Here is an 18,189-nt window from a genome sequence, read left to right as displayed (position 1 = left end):
ACCCAGTCGGTGGAGCCCTGGTCTCCGGTGTAGCGGTAGATGCCACCGGCGGAGTTGACGTGCCAGACGGTGCCGTCGGCGGCGACGCCGATGTCTACCGCGCGGCCGGGGATGCCGATCCAGGGGTTGGTGTCGTGGCCGGTGTACCGGTAGATCTGGCCCAGGGAGTTCACACCCCACACATGGGTCCTGGACCCGACCGAGATGCGGGTGAGGCCGCCGGAGACGGGGACCCAGTCGGTGGAGCCCTGGTCTCCGGTGTAGCGGTAGATGCCACCGGCGGAGTTGACGTGCCAGACGGTGCCGTCGGCGGCGACGCCGATGTCCACCGCGCGGCCGGGGATGCCGATCCAGGGGTTGGTGTCGTGGCCGGTGTACCGGTAGATCTGGCCCAGGGAGTTCACACCCCACACATGCGTCCTGGACCCGACCGAGATCGTCGTGAGACCACCAGAGACTTGCTTCCAGTCGGCCATGTTCGTGTCCCTTCGCCTCGAACGTTGCAAGGAGGAACTTGGTGCTCGGCAGGGTCACCCAAACAGCCGTTTATATGGATTGACTGTAGAAATAATCCAAAAATCGTCGTTTGTTTCATCTGACTCTCAGTGCAGGCTCGGGAGCGAGCCCACACCCCACGCAATCAGAAGGCCGGAAGCGCTATAACCCACAAGAGGCCCAGAACGGCAGCGTGTTCACCGCCCCGGTTGCAGACCCCCGACCCACTCCCGGACCAGACAGACACCGAAGTCCCCCACCCGCCGGCGCCCCACCCCGTACTCTCGCCCGCTCGGAGCCCCAGCTCGCCTGAGGCGGCCCGGCCATGGCCATCCGCTTAACGATCAGTGATCGCTTTTAGGTCAAACGTAGAAAGAATCAAGCCACTTGAGCGTCTGGGGCGGCATGGGTGATCGAACGTGACCCGGTAGCCGGAAGTATGTTCGCATGGTTGCGTACAGAGCATTCTTCGGGCATGTGGATGAGTACCCTCCGGGTGTTCATTTTGAATCTCGGCTAGCCGTTAAAGACGCCAAGCTTCACAAAGAGCGTGAGGCGGGTATCTCTTGGGGGCTTGATGCCGACGGAGAGCGGGCCGCGGATGCGATCGTGCTGAATAAGGGGTATGAAGACGATCTCGATAAATGGGACGAGGTTATCTATACGGGTGCCGGTGGCCGGGACAGGAATACTGGTCGGCAGATAGAGGATCAATCTTGGGAGAACCGTGGAAACGCGGGGCTTCGGAGGAGTCGAATATCGGGTAACCCCGTGAGAGTTATCCGTGGGAGTGAGGGTGAGCGAGACTACTCGCCCGTCAGTGGGTATCGGTATGACGGGCTCTACCAGGTCGTCAATGAGTGGACCGAAGTAGGCAAGGCCGGTTTTCGGATCTGCCGGTTTGAGTTGCGCCGACTTTCCGCTGAGGCGCAGGAGCTCACACCGGTTGAGCAGCAGGTCCGAGACGTTCTCGATCGACAGGGTCAAGGTGCTGTCGATGAGCACGGTGCTGATGGCCGCGAGCCGGCCACGCGGCGACGGACGGCCACGGTCGAACGCATCGTCCGCGACACGGCTGTCGTCCGCCGGGTCAAGGAGTGGCACGAGTACACGTGCCAGGTGTGTGGTCTGGCACTGGCAGTCGGGCCTGGAGGTAAGAGCTACGCCGAGGGAGCGCACATACAGGCGCTTGGCGGCTCGGCCGGAGGCCCCGACGTCGAAGGAAATGTCCTGTGTCTGTGTCCCAACTGCCATGTGAGACTTGACCGTGGAGCCCTCTATCTGACTGACGATTTCCATGTTGTTGATCGCTATGTGGAAGGGTCGGCTTCGCGAACTTCCCCGTTGAGGACTGTGGAGCAGCATCGCGTTGGGGAGCGATTCATGCGAGCGCACCGTCGCTTCTGGCGCATAAGGGATCAGGATCGCTAGCCCGCAGCAATCGCTGAGTAAGTCCATACGTCAGCCGGAATCTCATTGCGGAGCTTCCAGATGATGCCCATCGGCTTGCTGCCCTTGTGTTCGATGTACTCGGCGGGGCCGAGAAGCATCCATGGCTGCGGGCCGCCGATGTCCGTCTTCTTGTAGCGCCGGACGAAGAGGAGGACGTGGGTGTCCTTCTCCTTGTGTGTCTGGTAGCGGATGCCGGTGGCAGATGTCTCTGAGGTCTGGTTCTGGGATTCCCAGTGGAACAGGGACTCGTTCAGCGCGTAGTCCTTGTACCGAGTCTCTGGGGAAAAGTCCTTCTCGTCCTTTTCGAGGGTGATGAGCAGCGCGTCAGTCTGAACGTTCTCGCACCACTTCACCCCTTCGCGGAAGTGTCCCGGCATGAAGCCGCCTACGTAGGACTGGCCCAAGGCCGGAAGAATCTCTTCGCGACTGTAGGAGGCGTGGACGGTCAACGGCAGGCTCGCGTGCCCACCGATCAGCGGGACGGGTACGTGGTCGGCCTCGTCCAGGACGTGAGCGAGGACCTGGCGGACCTCGCCGCGGAAGGCGTGCTGAGAGCGAAGGGTGTCGAAGCCCTCTTGGTAGCTGTTGAAATCGCCGCCCAACGGCCACAGCGAGAAGAACAACATGCGGGCGTAGGCCTGTTCCTGCTCGCTGAGATCGTCGTATGTGGGTGCGTCGTCAGCGAGGAGCTTGCTGTACGCGGCAACTCGGAGCGGATCATCAACGTGGAGGAACGCTGATACGCGCTTCAGCAGCGCTGCTTCTCCCTCCGGACCAGCCTCAGGGAGGAGCTTGGCTCGGCGAAGTAGGCCGGTCCATGAGTTTCCGCTGCCCTGGTAGAGCTCCTTGAGCTCTCGACCGCTCTCCTTGAGGTAGTCGGTGAGCTGAGGTTCGGCGTATGCGGCGACCTCACGAGCGAGCTGAGTGACGTTGACGCTGATCTGACTGCGGATGTTGTCAATGATCAGCTCCTTGGCCTTCGACTCAAGGATGATCTGGCAGCCAGATGGCAACTGCGGAAAGTCGTGCTCAATGTTGGTGAGCAGGCGATTGCGGGTGAGATTGGTCAGAGCACGGAACTGTTCCTCGAAGCGGAACTCCTTGCGGTGCTGGCCGATGAAGTCCAGGACAGTGAGGACGGCTTTGTCCTCGGTTCGACGCAGACCCCGACCCAGCTGCTGGAGGAACACTGTGGCGCTAGACGTGGGGCGCAGGAGGAGCAAGGTGTCGACGTCGGGGACGTCGAGCCCCTCGTTGAATAGGTCGACAGAGAAGATGACTTGGAGCGTGCCTGCCTTGAGCTGATCCAGGGCGCTCTTGCGCTCATGGCGTGCGGTTTCGCCGGACAGGGCGACTGCATTGAGGCCGGCTCGACGGAAGACGTCGGCCATGAAGACGGCGTGCGCGACGGAAACGCAGAAGCCCAAAGCGCGCATCGAGCCAGGGTCGGCGATCTTGTCCTTCACGGCTTGAACGACGAGTCTGGCTCGCGCGTCATTGCCAGTGAAGAGATTGCTGAGGGCCGTGGCGTCGTACGAACCCCGTTTCCAGGTGATGGCGCTCATGTCGGTGTTGTCGGTGACGCCGAAGTAGTGGAATGGACTGAGAAGCTCGTTCTCCAGGGCTTCCCAGAGACGCATCTCAGCTGCGATCCGGCCCCCAAAGAACTCGTCCTGGATGTTCAGCCCATCCATGCGTTCCGGGGTAGCGGTGAGTCCCAGCAGTTCCCGCGGCTCGAAGTGATCCAGGATCCGCCGGTACGTGGGGGACGTGCCGTGATGGAACTCGTCGATCACGATGACGTCAAAGTGGTCTGGGGCAAAGCGGTCCAGAGCACGTGAGTTGAGTGACTGGACGCTGGCGAACACGTGCGTCCAGTCGTCGGGGATTTCCCCGCCGAAAAAGAGCTCGCCGAAGTTCGCGTTGATCAGCACGTTCTGGTAGACGCGCAGAGATTGTTCCAGGATCTCCTTGCGATGGGCGACGAAGAGTAGCCGCGGATCACGGCCCAGTGTTCGCTGCAAGCGCTTGAAGTCCAGTGCCGCCATCACGGTCTTGCCCGTGCCGGTCGCGGCAACGAGGAGGTTGCGGTTTCGACCGTGGACGGTGCGTTCCACTTCGAGACGTTCCAGCATGTCGCGCTGGTGCGGATAGGGGCGGACTTCAAGCCCAGAGAGCGTGATGGTGGTGGCACCGTTCTGACTGGATCCGCCAGCGTGAGATAGCGCCTCGTCGAGTCGTTGTGCGTCGCTGTCGGGGTCGTACGGCTCGAAGGACCGTTCACTCCAGTACGCGTCAAATGTCGCCTCGAACTTGCGGAGTACGGAAGGCGTGGCGACCGAGGAGAGCCGAACGTTCCATTCGAGCCCGTCAAGAAGCGCTGCCTTGGACAGGTTCGAGCTACCTACGTACGCCGTGTCGAAGCCGCTCTCGCGCCGGAAGAGCCAGGCCTTGGCGTGAAGACGTGTTGAGCGGAGTTCGTAGTTGACCTTCACCTCGGCACCGAATTCGCGAACCAGACGATCCAGCGCGCGGCGTTCCGTTGCTCCGATATAGGTGGTTGTCAGTACACGGATGGGGACGCCGCGATCGCGTGCGGAGGAGAGAGACTGCTCAAGGACCCGGAGCCCGTGCCACTTGACAAAGGCACAGAGGAGATCAACGCGGTCTGCCGTAGCCAACTCGGCACGCAGCTCGAATCCCAGGCTCGGGTCGTCAGGCGAGTTGGTGATCAGTGCCGTCTCAGAGAGGGGCGTCGCTGGGCGAATGGCGTAGACGCCAGGAGCTTCTTGCTCCGCGACTGCAAGCAGTTGTCGAGGGCCCTCGATGACGAGATCGACCCACGCGGCCGTACCGTCGATCGTGCTGAGTGACTCCAGGACGTGGTTGGCGGCGATCACCTGCTCCGTAGGTGAGAGGCCCTGGAGCGCCTGGCGCACGACGTTCCCAATGTGACGCGACAGCACATGGGGTGCAGATTCAGGGCCGACCATTCCATCGATGGAGCGCCAGCCTGTGGAGTCGAGCTGTTTCATGCGCTCGTCGAGGCGATGGGTGATCAGTGTCTCGTAGAGCCCAGCGACTGGAGCCGCGTCGCCTGCAAAGTCGTTAGGCATGGCCGAGTCCCCCTCATCTCGTCAGCTATGCATGCAGTTGTATCAAGAGGGGATGACAAAGCCGTCCTTGCATGCGCATGCCCGCGAGGGAGAGGAATGACAGGAGCACGTCGGAAGTCCGAAGCACCTTCCCAGCGAGGCCGCTGCTCGAACCAGGTCAGGCATTCCGGCTGGTCGGGGCAGACGATCAGCAGAATCGGCAGTGCGGTTCAAGCCGACGGCTTCCGCTTCATCGCAGCACACTGCAACCGCCGACGGCTGCACTCCACGCCTGGCTGCCGAAACCCGCACGAAGCGCCTCAAGTAGAGTCACGGCATCGCCCTCGCAGCGCAGCGATCGAGTGTCCACTCCGCTGGGGGAGCTTCACCGGGTGGAATCACCACACTTGAAGGAAATCGCCACACATGAGCGACAGCCGCACCATCACCAACGCTGCCGGGCTGCACGACCCCACCCCGTTCGGATACAGCCATGCCGCTTCCGCACCCGGCGAGCTGGTGTTCATCGGTGGGCAGTACGCCTCCGACGACACCGGCCAGGTCGTGCCCGGCGATTTTGCCGCACAGGTCGAGCGGTCCTTCGGCAACCTGCGCATCGCGCTCGCCGGTGTCGGTCTTGGCTTCGAACATGTCGTACGGCTCGGTACGTACATCGTCGACCATGACCTGGAGAAGCTGGAGATCCTCGGCACGGCGCTGCACGGCGCCTGGGCCGGCCGTCTGCCCGCCCAGACGCTCAGCGGGGTCGCCTCGCTCGCGCTGCCCGGGATGCTCTTCGAGGTCGACGCGGTCGCGGTCCGCCCGGCCGAGGGATCCGAAAGCTAGCCAGGGATCCGCCGGAACAGGGTTCGTTTGCCGCGCACCACCGACACACCCCGCACCCGCGTCCCTCGGATCTTGGCGCTCCCTCAGACCTCGTCCGCCGTACTCCGTACGTATCCGAGCCCCGGGCGGTCGTTCAGCAGGATTTCTTCTCCGGTGGGGAGGAAGCCCGTGCGGGTCAGGACCGTGCGTGAAGCCGTGTTGTCGAGCGCGGCTGCTGCGCGCAGTGTGGTCAGGCCGTACTCGGTAGCGGCCAGGGTGCAGATCTGACGGACGGTGGCCGTGGCCAGGCCCCGGCCGGTGGCCTTTTCGGCTATACGGAAGCCGAGTTCGGCGGAGCCGTCCGCCACGTTGACCAGGTTGAACCGGCCCAGGATCTCGCCCTCGGCGCCGGCGTCGGTGTTCACCAGGACGTGGAAGTGGCAGACTCCCGCGGCCTGTTCGGCGAGGAGGGCGGCGTGGCGGGCGGCGAAATGGGCGAAGTAGTCGTCGCCGCGGTCGGGTATCGAGGCGGCGAAGAAGGCGCGGTTCTCCTGCTCGAACGCGAGCAGGGCCGGGGCGTGATCGGCGCGGAGGCGTTGGAGTTCGGGCATGGCAGAACCATACGGACTCCGGGGGACGCCAGCCCCCTCGCGACGACGTGACAGTCACGGCCCGATGTGTCACGTTCGCTCGCGGGGTCACCCGCGTCCGCGCGGTTCGGGAACAGCCGCGGCCGGACCGGGGCCGTCCCCGGTCCGGCCGGGGGCTCACTCCGCCCCGTGGCACTCCCGGTACGTCCGTTCCGAGCCACACCAGCAGGGGGCGGTCCGGGACGGGGGCCAGGGAACGGCCCGGCCGCGGGCGGCGAGGGTGGTGGCGTACTGGGGGAGGAGATCCGGGTCGGCCGGGGACGCGGCCTCCGACGCGGCGAATGCCTCGTACGACGGGACCGTGCCGGTCACGAGGCCGAGGTTCGGGGTGCCGGCCTGGTGGAGGTCCCGGAGTGCGGCCTCCAGGCGGGCCAGGTGGTCGGGGTGGGACGGGTACTCGCTGCGCAGGCTCGGGTACGCGGTGAGGAGTTCGTCGAACTCGGCGGCCGGCCAGTGCAGCACCGCCACCGGGAACGGGCGGGACAGCGCGGTGCGGTACGTGCCCAGCTCGGCGCGGAGGCGGGTGATCTCGGCCTGGAGCTCGCCCGGGTCCGAGGAGCCCAGCGCCCACAGACGCTTCGGGTCGTGCAGCTCGTCCAGCGGTACGGCGGCCGTGTGGAGGGTGTCGGCCAGCTCGTCCCAGACGTCGTGGTCGGTGCCCATCAGCCTGCGTACGCGGTGGCGGCCGATCAGCAGCGACTGCACGGCGTACGGGACCTCCTCGCCCGGCGTCAGGAGGAGCGTCAACGCGGTCGTGAAGCAGTCGTGGGCCGCTTCCAGCTCGTCGTGCGATTCGAGGGTCTCGGCCGTGATCTCCCAGGGCGCCGGGTCGAGCGGGCCCGCGGCGCGGATGCCGTCGAGGATGGCGCGGGCCTCGGCCTCGTGACCGTACTCCCAGAGGTTGGCCGCGTTCAGGGCCTTGACCAGGTGCGGGTGGTCGAGGTCGGCGGAGCCGAGCAGGTCGTCGTAGAGGGTGGTGGCGCGGGCGCGGTCGCCGGCGAGTTCCAGATGGGCCGCGGCCCGCAGGAGCAGCGGCTCACGGTCCTCGGGGTACTGCGCCGCGGTGCGCAGCAGGCGCTCGGCTTCGGTGGTGTGATCAGCAGGCGTGTCGGGGCGCATGAATCACACCGTACTGCTGTGCGGCACCGGGGTGGAGGGTTGTTCCGGCCCTGGAGAGTTACGGGCCTTGGCCCTATCGTGCGGGCCGTGCGGGAGCGGATACCGGTCGTGGTGCAGCGGAACTCGCGGGGGCGTCGGATCGCCGCGCGCGGGCTGTGGACGGGTGCCGAGGCGGTGGTGACCCTCGGTGTCGTCCTGTTGTTGCTCGTTGTTCATCAGCTGTGGTGGACCAACCGGCAGGCGCGCGCCGACGCCGGGCACAAGGTCGAGGCCCTTGAGCGGGAGTGGAGCCGGACGCAGGGAGGCTCACAGGGACAGGACGACGGGGGAGGGGCGGCGGGAGACCGTACGGGGAGCGGGCCCGGGGCCGACAGCCGGGCTTCCGGCGGCCGTTCGTCCGAAGGCCGCACCGCACCGGCCCCCGCGCCCCGGTGGGATCAGGCGTACGCCGTCATCCGCATCCCGCGGCTCGGGCTCGCCGCCCCCGTCGCCCAGGGCATCAGCAAGCGCGGCGTCCTCGACAAGGGGTACGTCGGGCACTACCCGCGCACCGCGCAGCCCGGCCGGGCGGGCAACTTCGCACTCGCCGGGCACCGCAACACGCACGGCGAGCCCTTCCGGTACATCAACCGGCTGCGGCGCGGGGACCGGATCGACGTCGAGACCCGGGACGCCGTCTACACGTACACCGTCGACAAGACGCTCGCGCGGACCAGCGCCCGCGACAGCGGTGTCATCGCGGCCGTCCCGCGCAGCAATGTGAAGCCGTACGCGGGGTACGGAGCGCCCGGTTCCTATGTGACGCTCACTACGTGCACGCCCGAATTCACCTCCCGGTACCGGCTTGTCGTATGGGGGAGGCTGACGCATGTCCGGACGCCGTAGCGGTGTCGCACTAAGGTTCCCTGTCGTGCTCAGACGACGTCCGCAGTTGTTGTGGTTGCTGGTCCCCTATGTGCTGTACCTGGGGGTGCTGCCGTTCGTGAACCGGGTCCATCCCGTCGTTCTCGGACTGCCGTTCCTCTTCGTATGGCTCCTCGGGGCGACCCTGCTGACACCCGTCGCCGTATGGCTGACCCGGCGGGGGGACCGCCGGTGAACGCCGCAGTCGCGACCTCCGTCTTCGGGGTCTTCATGGTCGCCACCGTCGCCCTCGGGCTGCTCGCGATGCGCGGGCGGCGCGGAGGCAGGGGTGACGGTGGCGGGCTCGCGGAGTGGTCCGTGGGCGGGCGCAGTCTCGGGACCGTCTTCATCTGGGTGCTGATGGCCGGCGAGGGCTACACCAGCTTCAGCTACCTGGGCGCCGCGGGATGGGGCTACAACTACGGGGCGCCCGTGCTCTATGTGGTGGCGTACATGTCCTGCGGCTATGCCCTCGGCTATGTCGTCGGGCCGACGCTCTGGGCGTACGCGCGCAAGCACGGGCTCGTCGGGATCACCGACATGGTGGCGCACCGGTTCGGACGGCCCTGGCCGGGTGCGCTGGTCGCCGTTCTCGCGACCGTCTTCCTGCTGCCGTACATCCAGCTCCAGATCACCGGCATGGGCGTGGTCGTCTCGACCATCTCCTACGGTGCCATCAGCCTGAACTGGGCCTACTTCATCGCCTTCGCCGTCACCACCGGCTTCGTCGTGGTGAGCGGGCTGCGCGGCAGCGCGTGGGTGTCCGTCCTCAAGGACGTCCTCGTCATCGCCACACTCGGGTTCCTCGCCTTCTACGTACCGTCGCACTACTTCGGCGGGTACGGGCCGTTCCTCGACCGGCTCGTCACCGAGAAGAGCGAGTGGCTGACCTTCCCCGGACACGGGGACAGCGGGCTCGGGCAGGCATGGTTCATCACCACCTCGTTCCTCAACTCCCTCACCGTGGTGATCTTCCCGACGACCGTCGCCGGCTACCTCGGCGCGAAGAACGCGGACGTGCTGCGCCGCAACGCGATGTGGCTGCCCGCCTACAACGTGCTGCTCTTCGTGCCGATGCTGCTCGGCATGGCGGCGCTCTTCGTCGTGCCGGGGCTCGTCGGCGCCGAGTCCAACCTGGCGCTCTTCACCCTCGTGGTGGACTCGCTGCCCGCCTGGGCGGTCGGCGTCATCGGTGTGGCGGCGGCGCTGTCGTCGATCGTTCCGATGGCCGTCTTCATGCTGGTCATCGGCACGATGTGGGGGCGCAGTGTGCTGTCGCTCGTGCCGCGGTGGGAGCGGCGGCAGAAGGGTGCCGCGCAGACCGTCGTCGTGGCCGCGGGTGTGCTCGCGCTCGTGCTCACGTACACCGCGCCGAACACCCTCGTCCGGCTCTCCCTCATCTCGTACGAGGGGATGGCGCAGCTGCTCCCCATGGTGCTGCTGGGACTGGTGTGGCGGCGACTGACCCTGCTCGGGGCGATGAGCGGGCTGGTCGTCGGGGTGGCCACGGTGTGCGGGTTCGTGTTCACGGAGAACGATCCGGTGTGGGGGGTGAACGCGGGCATCGTGGCGCTCGGCGCCAACCTCGCCGTCGCGCTCGCCGTGACGTACGCGGGCCCGCGCGAGCACGACGAACGGCCGGACAGCGAGGTGCTCGCGCGGGACGAGATCGAGGCTCCGGAGGAAGGCGCGGGGCTCAGCGGCGCTCCCGCAGGGACAGGACACTGACCGTCGCCAGCAGGGCCAGGCCCACCGACAGCAACAGCGCGCCGTCCGTGCCCGAGTCCGTCGTGGCGATCGCGATCGTCAGGGCCACGCCCGCCGACGAGCCGATGTAGCGGGCGGTGTTGTTCGCCCCCGAACCCATCGCCGCCCGCTCCGGCGGCACCGATTCGACCGCCAGGCGCGGCAGCGCGGCATTGAGCAGCCCGCTGCCGACGCCGGACACGACCAGGGCGGGGAGCAGCCGCAGCCACACCGACGCGGCGATGTGCGCGGGGTACGCCGTGTCCAGGGTGCCCAGCAGCGACAGCACCGCCACCGCGTGCAGCACGAAGCCCGCGGCCAGCTGGTGCCGGGCCGCGACCCGGCCCGCCAGCCGCCGTGCCTGCAGCGCCACCACGAACGCCGTACCGGACCAGAGCAGGAGCAGCCAGGCCGACGCGAGCGCCGACATGTCCAGCGCCTGCTGGAGCAGCGTCGGCAGGCAGCTGAACAGTCCGATCACCGAAAGACCGGTGAACAGCCCGCCGGCCGACGACGCCAGGAACAGGCGGCTGCGCAGCAGCGACAGGTCGATCAGCGGGGCCGCGGCCCGGCGCTCCACCGCGACGAACGCGGCGGCCAGCGCGACCGCGGCGATCAGCAGCAGCCCGACGGGCGCGCGCAGCCAGCCGTCCCGGCCGAGCGTCAGCGCCGTCAGCAGCGCCGTCATGGCCAGGCCCAGCGCCGCGGCCCCCGCCAGATCGGGTCGGCCGCCGCGCGGTGCCCGGGACTCGTCGAGCGTACGGAACGCGAACACGGCCGTGAGCAGGGCGGCGACTGCGAGCACGGCGTAGGGCAGCCGCCAGTCGACGGAGCCGAGCGAGCCCGCGAGCAGCGGGCCGAGCGCGATGCCCGCGCTGACGAACGCGCCCCAGATCCCGGTCGCCCTGATCCTGGCCGCCCCCGCGGGGAACGCGCCGACCAGCAGACCGAGGCTGGCCGCGAGAATCGCGGCGCTCGCCGCGCCCTGGGCCACGCGCGCCAGCGTGAAGGCGAGGGTGGTGGTCGCGAAGGTGCCCAGGCCGGTGGTGAGGCCGAGGGCGAGGGTGCCGATGAGGAAGAGCCTGCGGCGGCCGTAGTCGTCGGCGAGGCTGCCGACGATCAGGAGGAAGACGGCGAGGCCGAGCGGGGCACCGTTGAGCAGCCAGGCCCGGCCGGACGCGGGAGTGGCGAGGGCGGCGGAGATGCCGGGGACGGTGGTCATCGGCGACGTGTAGTTCATCAGCGCGACGGCGGTGGCCGTCGCGGTGGTCGCCAATGTGGCACCGGGGCGCAGGGCGGCGCGGGGGCCGGACCGGGGGCGGGCCGGGGCGTGCGGCGGGGCGTCGCGGGCCCGGTGCGCGGAGGCTGACCGTGCGGGGCGGGGGCGTACGGGCTGGGCCATGGCTTCGCTCCGGGGCTGCGGGACGGGGGAGTGGGGCCGGTGCTGGGGCTGGTGCGACCAGAGGCGCGCAGGGAAGGTTCGATGAATGAACTCAAGTCGTCGTGCCGACGCTAGCACGTCAGGTTCGTTCATTGAACCCAGTGGAGGTAAAGTGGCCCCATGGCTCTCGGCAAGGACTACGCGACACAGCAGTGCTCGATCGCCCGCGCACTCGAAGTGATCGGCGAGCGCTGGACCCTGCTGGTGGTACGCGACGCCTTCTACGGCGTGCGCCGCTACAACGACTTCCTCGTCCACCTGGGTGTGCCGCGCGCCGTGCTGGCCACCCGGCTCCAGTCGCTCATCGAGGCCGGAGTCATGGAGAAGCGCCGCTACCAGGAGTCGCCGCCGCGCGACGAGTACGTCCTCACCGGCAGCGGCGAAGCCCTCTGGCCGGTCGTGCGCACCCTCGGGGCGTGGGGGCGCGACCACGTACCCGGCACCCGGCCGATGCGCGTCTTCGTCCATGCCTCCTGCGGGACGGAACTGGGCGCGTACGGCGAATGCCCGGCCTGCGCGCGACCCGTACCGCCCGCGGACGTCGAGATGCGGCCGGGCGCCGGACTCGATCCGGACCCGTCCGATCCGGTCGGCCGCGCCCTGCTGAAGCCGCGCCGGCTGCTGCGTCCGCTGGAGACCGGACGCCCCTGAGGGCCGGCGCTCGTGTCGGATCCATCGTGTATAACGTCTGGAGAGCTGCGCGGCCGAACGGGCGCACGCATATGAGGCACGCATGGGAGAGGGGAGGGGCCGATGAGTGGTGACAGGAACCATCTGCGCGACGGTCTCGCCCGGCTGCTCCGTCCCGCCGGACTGCTGCTCTTCCTCGTGACCGAAGTCCTTCTCGCCGAAGGCGGCAGCCTTTCCGCCGCCGTCGCGCTCGCGGCCACCGCGGCCGCCGGCTCCGCGTTGGTCGCCGCCTCGATCATCAGCGCCCGCTGTGCCGTCCCCGTACCCCGCACCCGGGTCCGTACGGCCATACGCGACCGGGAGAAACGCACCGCGTTCCTGCCGCAGCGGGATCCGGACGCCAAGGGCCGCAGACGCCCCCGAGCCCCCGGCCGCGCCCTTCCGACGGCCGCGTAGGGGTTCACAGCGGTACGGGAGTGCCCAGCGGTGCTGGGGCTCATGGCAGTACGGGTACTCATGGTGTTACCGGGGCTCACCGCGTTACGGGGGCTCACGGCAGCGCCCGTAGGCACCCCCCGGTACCGGCAGGTACCCCGCTACCCGTAGGCACCCCTTCGTGGTCCGTCATGCCGAGTTCGTTCTCCTTCCCGGCACGACGAGACCCTCGGAGGGCTCACCCATGTCCGTCTTCATGTCCGCATTCGCCGGCCTGGTCGGCGCGCTGGCCGATGTGCTGCACCCGCTCTTCCAGAGCGCGTCCACCGCCGCCGCCATCGTCCTGTTCACGGCGCTCGTGCGGCTCGCCGTGCACCCCCTGTCGCGGGCCGCGGCGCGCGGGCAGAAGGCCCGCACCAGGCTCCAGCCGCAGATCGCCGAGTTGCGCAAGAAGCACGGCAAGAACCCCGAGCGCATGCAGAAGGCGCTCATGGAGCTGCACAAGGAGGAGAAGGTCTCGCCGCTGTCCGGCTGCCTGCCCAGCCTGCTGCAGATGCCCGCCTTCTTCCTCCTCTACCACCTCTTCTCCAGTCAGAAGATCGGTGGCGACCCCAACGCGCTCCTCGGCCACCAGCTCTTCGACGCCCCGCTCGGCGAACGCTGGCACGACGCGCTCGCGCACGGCGGGCTGTTCGGGGCGCAGGGTGTGGTCTACCTCGGCCTGTTCGCGATCGTCGCCGTCGTGGCCACCTTCAACTTCCGGCGCACGAAGCGGCAGATGGCCGCCAACCCCGTCACTCCGGCCACCGGCCCCGACGGGCAGCCGGTCCCGGGCATGGGCGCGATGACGAAGCTGATGCCGCTGATGTCCTTCGCCACCCTCTTCACCGTCTCCGTCGTGCCGCTCGCCGCCGCGCTGTACGTCGTCACGAGTACGACCTGGACCGCGGTCGAGCGGGCCGTCCTCTACCGCGACATGCCGGCCGCGGGCACCGCCATGGCCACCGCGGCGTAGCCGGGGCTGCGGGTACGCCGGTCCAGTCCGTGAACAGGGTCTTGCAGAGTGATCGGATGTCTTGGACGATCGGACAAGCCTGCGATGGCCGCCACCCATCCGACGGGCCCGATCTCGACCAAGGGGAGAAAGACCGTTGAAGCTGCTTCGTGTGGGTACGGCCGGCGCGGAACGACCGGCGCTGCTGGACGAGGACGGAACCCTGCGTGACCTGTCGGGAATCGTCACCGACATCGACGGCGCGCTGCTCGCCGACGCGTCCGCGCTCGCCCGGGTACGGGCCGCCGCGGCCGCTCCCGGCGAGCTGCCCGAGCTCGCCGCCGAGGGGCTGCGGGTCGGTCCGCCGCTCGCCCGGATCGGCAAGATCGTGTGCATCGGGCTGAACTACCACGACCACGCCACCGAGACCGGTGCGCAGATCCCCGCCGAGCCGATCCTGTTCTTCAAGGCACCCGACACCGTCGTCGGGCCCGACGACACGGTGCTGGTGCCGCGTGGCAGCGTCAAGACCGACTGGGAGGTCGAGCTCGCGGTCGTCATCGGGCGCACCGCCCGGTACCTGGAGTCCGCCGAGGAGGGGCTCGCGCATGTCGCCGGATACGCGACGGCGCACGACGTCTCCGAGCGCGAGTTCCAGATCGAACGCGGCGGCACCTGGGACAAGGGCAAGAACTGCGAGACGTTCAACCCGCTGGGGCCGTGGCTGGTGACGGCGGACGAGATCGCCGACCCGCAGGCGCTGCCGCTGAGGCTCTGGGTCAACGGCGAGCTGAAGCAGGACGGCACGACGGCCGACCAGATCTTCCCGGTGGGCGAGGTGGTCCGGTATCTCAGCCACTTCATGACGCTCTACCCGGGCGATGTGATCAACACCGGGACCCCGGCCGGGGTCGCGCTGGGGCAGCCCGAGCCCAAGCCGTACCTGAAGGCCGGGGACGTCGTGGAGCTGGAGGTCACGGGGCTGGGGCGGCAGCGGCAGGAACTGAAGGGCGCGTAGCGGGCGGCGGGAGCAGGGAGGACGGTTCGGTCCGGGGCGCCCGGGAGCCGCTCCGTCCTCGGGCGCCCGACGGGCTTGACGGTGTCGGCGTGGTCAGAACCGATTAAAGGTCGGAGGGGTGGGGTGCTGTGTAAGCGGCGCCCCATCCCTCCTCCGCGTCACGCGCCGATCGTCGTCGCGAACTGCTCCAGCGCCTCGACCACCAGGGCGTGGTCCTCCGCCTGGGGCAGGCCCGAGACCGTCACCGAGCCGATGACGCCCGCGCCCTCGACCGCGATCGGGAACGAGCCGCCGTGCGCGGCGTAGGTGTCCGGGTCCAGGCGCGAGGCGTCGTCGAACGTCGTGCCCTTCGCCCGGAATCGGGATCCGACCAGGTACGAGCTCTCGCCGAACCGTTCCACGACCTTGCGTTTGCGGTCGATCCAGGCGTCGTTGTCCGCGCTCGATCCCGGTAGCGCGGCATGGAACAGCTGCTGTGCGCCGCGCCGGATGTCGATCGCGATCGGGGCGTGTCTTTCCCGGGCCATCGAGACGAGCAGGCCGCCGAGCGCGTACGCGTCGTCGTAGCCGAAATGCGGCAGCGTCAGCCGGCGTTCCTGGGCGATGAGTTCGGAGATGGTCGGAGCGGTGGGGTTCATGCGGGCTGCTCCTCGGTATCGGCGGAGGCGGGCAGGGTCACGGTGGCTCCCTCGCGGGCCGAGCGGCGGGCGGCCTCCAGTACGTCCAGGGTCGCTGCGGCCTGGAGAGCGGTCACTGGATTGTCGCCCTTTCCGCGCAGCGCGTCGGTGACCGCCGCGTAGTAGGCGGGGTAGTCGCCCGGCGATGTACGGACCGGGGCGCCGCCGCCCGTCAGCGGGGACTCGCCCGAGCCGATCCGGCCCCACAGCTCCTCGGGCTCCTCGCCCCAGGTCCCGTCCGTCGTCGGGCGCGCGCCCGCGCGCAGGGCGGCCTCCTGCGGGTCGAGGCCGTACTTCACATAGCCGGCGGTCGAGCCGAGCACCCGGAAGCGCGGCCCGAGCTGGGCCGTGGTGGCGCTGACGTACAGATGCGAGCGGACTCCGCCGGCATGGGTGATCGCGAGGAACGTGTCGTCGTCGGCGGCCGCGCCGGGGCGGCGCGCGTCCGACTCCGCGTACACCCGCACTGCCGGTCCGAACAGGACGAGCGCCTGGTCGACGACATGGCTGCCCAGGTCGAAGAGCAGCCCGCCGATCTCCTGCGGATCGCCCGACTCGCGCCAGCCGCCCTTCAGCTGCGGGCGCCACCGCTCGAAACGGGACTCGAAACGCTGAACGGTCCCCAGTTCGCCGTCCGCGACCAGCCGGGCGAGAGTGAGGAAGTCGTTGTCCCAGCGGCGGTTCTGGAACACCGAGAGCAGCAGCCCGCGCTCCTGCGCGAGCGCCGCGAGCTCCCGCGCCTCGGCGGCCGTACCGGCGACCGGCTTGTCCACGACGACCGGCAGACCGGCCTGGATCGCGGCGGTCGCGATCGGGACATGGGTCCTGTTCGGCGAGGCGATCACGATCAGATCGAGTTCGTCCGCGCGCCCCCACAGCTCCTCCGGCGAGGCGGCGAACCGCACGCCGGGGAACTCGGCGCGCGCCTGCGCCCGGCGCTCCTCGTTCGCCGTGACGACCGTGTCGAGGACGAGGCCCTCGGTCGCGGCGATCAGCGGCGCGTGGAAGACGGAACCTGCCAGGCCGTAGCCGACGAGCGCGACGCGCAGGGGGGTCTCGGACAGTCCGGGCGTGTCATGGGTCGCGTTGCCAGTGGTCATGCCCGTTACTTAAGCAACGCTGTTGCCAAAGTGCAAGCAACAGGGACAATGATGCGGTGAACAGGAGTAACAGCGGCGCCAACCTGCCGACACTGCGCAGCCACAACGCGGCGCTGGTGCTGGATCTGCTGCGGGTGGCGGGCGGGCGCGGCATCAGCAGGCTCGAACTCGCCGAGCGCACGGGGCTCACGCCGCAGGCCGTCAGCAAGATCACCGCCCGGCTGCGGGCCGAGGGCCTGGCGACCGAGGCGGGCCACCGGGCCTCCACCGGGGGCAAGCCGCGCACCGTGCTGCGGCTGGTGCCGGACGCAGGTCACGCGGTCGGCCTGCACCTGGACCGCGACGAGCTGACGGTGGTGCTGGTCGATCTGGCCGGCACGGTCGCCGCGAGCCGTACCGCCCCGCTGGACTTCGGCGCCCCGGCGGACGAGGTGGTCGCGGCGGCGGCGTACGCGGTCGCGGCTGTACGGGGCGCGGTCCCGTCCGTACGGGACGAGGGGGCGCGACCCGTCGGCCGGCCGGTGCTCGGGGTCGGCGTCGCGGTACCGGGGCCGCTCGATCACCGGGGCGGAGTGCTCCACCGTGTCACCGGGTTCCCGCAGTGGGACGGCTATCCGTTGCGGGACGCGCTCGCCGCGCGGACCGGGCTGCCCGTCGTCGTCGACAAGGACACCAACGCCGCCGCCCTCGGGCTCGCCCTGCGCGCCGGGGCCGGGGGCGACTTCGCGTATCTGCACCTCGGGACGGGGCTCGGCGCCGGGCTGGTCCTCGGCGGGGGGCTGCACCGCGGGGTCCGTACCGGGGCCGGTGAGTTCGGGCACCAGACCGTCCAGCTGGACGGACCGGTGTGCGGCTGCGGGGGGCGCGGCTGCATCGAGGTGCTCTGCCTCGCCGCCGTCGCCCGCGGCGATGTCGGGGAGGCGGCCCGGGTCCTGGGGACCGGCGCCGCCAACCTCGTCGGGCTGCTCGACATCGACCGGGTGGTGCTCGGCGGCCGTACCGTCGCCGCCGATCCCGGCGCGTACGTACGAGGCGTCCGTGCCGTGATCGGCGAGCGCGCCCGGCGGGGCGGCATCGACGCGGTGCCGGTCATTGCCGCCGGTGGCGGGGACCGGCCGGTCGCGGAGGGGGCCGCGCAGCTGGTCCTGGCCCCGCTGTTCGGGCGGGCCGGCGGTGCGGACGGGGGCTGAGCGGGCGGGGCGGGCGGGTCCGGTTGCGGGGCCGCCCGGTGGCGGAGGCCGCCCCCCCCGAGCACCCGGACACCCCCGAGCACCCGGCTTCCCGAGCACCCGGGCACCCCCGGGCACCGGCTACCTCCGACCACCCGGACACGGGGCGCGCGACTGAGCCGATCGAGCGGTTCCGGGCCGCCGGCCGGGCGGCCTTCCGGCATGTCCGTGCCGGGCGCCTCGCGCCCGCGTGACAGCCTCGCGGCCCAGAGCCGGTGAACTCCGGCGCACAGGGCTGGGCGGATGCTGAAGATCCCGGCCGGACTCGCGGCGGCCGGCACGCACGTCGCCCGCGCCTCGTGGTGGTACGCACCGGCCGCTGTTCCCCGGTCCGGCCGAGGTCTTCGATCCTCTCCCGGCCGACCGTTCCGCGAGCAGCG

General features: G+C 69.4%; 17 protein-coding genes. 10 read left to right on the top strand and 7 right to left on the bottom strand.

Going from position 1 to position 18,189, the window contains the following annotated elements; translation table 11 throughout:
* Positions 1-476: tectonin domain-containing protein (locus tag ACIOMQ_RS27195; RefSeq protein ID WP_402190756.1), on the bottom strand; the 476-nt coding region annotated here is incomplete at its 3' end.
* 466 nt (positions 477-942) lie between these two features.
* On the opposite strand from ACIOMQ_RS27195, the gene ACIOMQ_RS27190 reads away from it, so the two are divergent.
* Complete coding sequence (locus ACIOMQ_RS27190; protein ID WP_402190754.1) at positions 943-1,926, top strand: YDG/SRA domain-containing protein; 984 nt, start codon at positions 943-945, stop codon at positions 1,924-1,926.
* On the opposite strand, the gene ACIOMQ_RS27185 is transcribed toward ACIOMQ_RS27190, so the two are convergent.
* Positions 1,923-5,063 carry a DUF3427 domain-containing protein gene (locus tag ACIOMQ_RS27185; RefSeq protein WP_402190751.1) on the bottom strand — a complete coding sequence of 1,047 codons (3,141 nt, stop codon included), beginning with the start codon at positions 5,061-5,063 and terminating at the stop codon, positions 1,923-1,925. The genes ACIOMQ_RS27190 and ACIOMQ_RS27185 overlap by 4 nt on opposite strands.
* A 405-nt stretch (positions 5,064-5,468) precedes the next feature.
* On the opposite strand from ACIOMQ_RS27185, the gene ACIOMQ_RS27180 reads away from it, so the two are divergent.
* Complete coding sequence (locus ACIOMQ_RS27180; RefSeq protein WP_401756918.1) at positions 5,469-5,888, top strand: RidA family protein; 420 nt, start codon at positions 5,469-5,471, stop codon at positions 5,886-5,888.
* Between the two features lie 83 nt (positions 5,889-5,971).
* On the opposite strand, the gene ACIOMQ_RS27175 is transcribed toward ACIOMQ_RS27180, so the two are convergent.
* Positions 5,972-6,478, bottom strand: a complete 507-nt coding sequence (locus ACIOMQ_RS27175) for a GNAT family N-acetyltransferase (protein WP_362205111.1) — start codon at positions 6,476-6,478, stop codon at positions 5,972-5,974.
* A 156-nt stretch (positions 6,479-6,634) separates the two neighbouring features.
* Entirely contained in the window at positions 6,635-7,636 is a 1,002-nt protein-coding gene (locus ACIOMQ_RS27170) for an SEC-C domain-containing protein (protein ID WP_401756920.1), read from the bottom strand.
* 78 nt (positions 7,637-7,714) lie between these two features.
* Between ACIOMQ_RS27170 and ACIOMQ_RS27165 the strand changes: the two genes are divergently transcribed.
* Genes ACIOMQ_RS27165 through ACIOMQ_RS27155 form a run of 3 tightly spaced genes read left to right on the top strand, consistent with a single transcriptional unit; the run spans position 7,715 to position 10,267 of the window.
* Positions 7,715-8,521 carry a class E sortase gene (locus ACIOMQ_RS27165; protein WP_401268278.1) on the top strand — a complete coding sequence of 269 codons (807 nt, stop codon included), beginning with the start codon at positions 7,715-7,717 and terminating at the stop codon, positions 8,519-8,521.
* Between the two features lie 55 nt (positions 8,522-8,576).
* Positions 8,577-8,735, top strand: coding sequence for a DUF3311 domain-containing protein (locus ACIOMQ_RS27160; RefSeq protein ID WP_323184045.1), 159 nt, complete (start codon positions 8,577-8,579; stop codon positions 8,733-8,735).
* Positions 8,732-10,267, top strand: coding sequence for a sodium:solute symporter (locus ACIOMQ_RS27155; protein ID WP_401268275.1), 1,536 nt, complete (start codon positions 8,732-8,734; stop codon positions 10,265-10,267). The genes ACIOMQ_RS27160 and ACIOMQ_RS27155 overlap by 4 nt, the downstream gene beginning before the upstream one ends.
* Here ACIOMQ_RS27155 and ACIOMQ_RS27150 read toward each other — a convergent pair.
* A complete protein-coding gene (locus ACIOMQ_RS27150) occupies positions 10,236-11,687 on the bottom strand; it encodes an MFS transporter (protein ID WP_402190747.1) in 1,452 nt (483 codons plus the stop codon). The two genes, ACIOMQ_RS27155 and ACIOMQ_RS27150, sit on opposite strands and share 32 nt — an antisense overlap.
* Positions 11,688-11,846: 159 nt before the next feature.
* On the opposite strand from ACIOMQ_RS27150, the gene ACIOMQ_RS27145 reads away from it, so the two are divergent.
* The 4 genes from ACIOMQ_RS27145 to ACIOMQ_RS27130 all read left to right on the top strand — a co-directional run bounded on the left by ACIOMQ_RS27145 (position 11,847) and on the right by ACIOMQ_RS27130 (position 14,803).
* Positions 11,847-12,377, top strand: a complete 531-nt coding sequence (locus tag ACIOMQ_RS27145) for a helix-turn-helix domain-containing protein (RefSeq protein WP_362205096.1) — start codon at positions 11,847-11,849, stop codon at positions 12,375-12,377.
* Between the two features lie 102 nt (positions 12,378-12,479).
* Positions 12,480-12,812: a DUF6412 domain-containing protein gene (locus tag ACIOMQ_RS27140; RefSeq protein ID WP_362205093.1), complete on the top strand. Its 333-nt coding sequence runs from the start codon at positions 12,480-12,482 to the stop codon at positions 12,810-12,812.
* Between the two features lie 223 nt (positions 12,813-13,035).
* Entirely contained in the window at positions 13,036-13,806 is a 771-nt protein-coding gene (locus ACIOMQ_RS27135) for a YidC/Oxa1 family membrane protein insertase (RefSeq protein WP_362205090.1), read from the top strand.
* Positions 13,807-13,942: 136 nt separating this feature from the next.
* Positions 13,943-14,803 (top strand): fumarylacetoacetate hydrolase family protein, encoded by an 861-nt coding sequence (locus ACIOMQ_RS27130; protein ID WP_362205087.1) that lies wholly within the window; start codon positions 13,943-13,945, stop codon positions 14,801-14,803.
* 158 nt (positions 14,804-14,961) lie between these two features.
* On the opposite strand, the gene ACIOMQ_RS27125 is transcribed toward ACIOMQ_RS27130, so the two are convergent.
* Together ACIOMQ_RS27125 and ACIOMQ_RS27120 are read right to left on the bottom strand one after the other, a co-directional pair.
* The gene (locus ACIOMQ_RS27125) at positions 14,962-15,441 is read right to left on the bottom strand and encodes a heme-degrading domain-containing protein (RefSeq protein WP_362205085.1); all 480 of its coding nucleotides are present in this window, start codon (positions 15,439-15,441) and stop codon (positions 14,962-14,964) included.
* Positions 15,438-16,580, bottom strand: coding sequence for a Gfo/Idh/MocA family oxidoreductase (locus ACIOMQ_RS27120; protein ID WP_401756927.1), 1,143 nt, complete (start codon positions 16,578-16,580; stop codon positions 15,438-15,440). The genes ACIOMQ_RS27125 and ACIOMQ_RS27120 overlap by 4 nt, the downstream gene beginning before the upstream one ends.
* A gap of 56 nt (positions 16,581-16,636) precedes the next feature.
* Between ACIOMQ_RS27120 and ACIOMQ_RS27115 the strand changes: the two genes are divergently transcribed.
* Positions 16,637-17,770 (top strand): ROK family protein, encoded by a 1,134-nt coding sequence (locus ACIOMQ_RS27115; RefSeq protein ID WP_401756928.1) that lies wholly within the window; start codon positions 16,637-16,639, stop codon positions 17,768-17,770.
* The last annotated feature ends 419 nt before the right edge of the window (positions 17,771-18,189 follow it).

It is taken from the genome of Streptomyces sp. NPDC087845, assembly GCF_044742755.1.
Taxonomy (GTDB): domain Bacteria; phylum Actinomycetota; class Actinomycetes; order Streptomycetales; family Streptomycetaceae; genus Streptomyces.
Note: the sequence above shows the minus strand (reverse complement) of the source record. Positions and strands in the feature narration are given on the sequence as shown.

Excerpts from the sequence above, each read along its gene's own strand:
- ACIOMQ_RS27190 (WP_402190754.1), top strand. The coding sequence starts at position 943 with ATGGTTGCGTACAGAGCATTCTTCGGGCATGTGGATGAGTACCCTCCG.
- ACIOMQ_RS27185 (WP_402190751.1), bottom strand. The coding sequence starts at position 5,063 with ATGCCTAACGACTTTGCAGGCGACGCGGCTCCAGTCGCTGGGCTCTAC.
- ACIOMQ_RS27180 (WP_401756918.1), top strand. The coding sequence starts at position 5,469 with ATGAGCGACAGCCGCACCATCACCAACGCTGCCGGGCTGCACGACCCC.
- ACIOMQ_RS27175 (WP_362205111.1), bottom strand. The coding sequence starts at position 6,478 with ATGCCCGAACTCCAACGCCTCCGCGCCGATCACGCCCCGGCCCTGCTC.
- ACIOMQ_RS27170 (WP_401756920.1), bottom strand. The coding sequence starts at position 7,636 with ATGCGCCCCGACACGCCTGCTGATCACACCACCGAAGCCGAGCGCCTG.
- ACIOMQ_RS27150 (WP_402190747.1), bottom strand. The coding sequence starts at position 11,687 with ATGGCCCAGCCCGTACGCCCCCGCCCCGCACGGTCAGCCTCCGCGCAC.
- ACIOMQ_RS27145 (WP_362205096.1), top strand. The coding sequence starts at position 11,847 with ATGGCTCTCGGCAAGGACTACGCGACACAGCAGTGCTCGATCGCCCGC.
- ACIOMQ_RS27140 (WP_362205093.1), top strand. The coding sequence starts at position 12,480 with ATGAGTGGTGACAGGAACCATCTGCGCGACGGTCTCGCCCGGCTGCTC.
- ACIOMQ_RS27135 (WP_362205090.1), top strand. The coding sequence starts at position 13,036 with ATGTCCGTCTTCATGTCCGCATTCGCCGGCCTGGTCGGCGCGCTGGCC.
- ACIOMQ_RS27125 (WP_362205085.1), bottom strand. The coding sequence starts at position 15,441 with ATGAACCCCACCGCTCCGACCATCTCCGAACTCATCGCCCAGGAACGC.
- ACIOMQ_RS27120 (WP_401756927.1), bottom strand. The coding sequence starts at position 16,580 with ATGACCACTGGCAACGCGACCCATGACACGCCCGGACTGTCCGAGACC.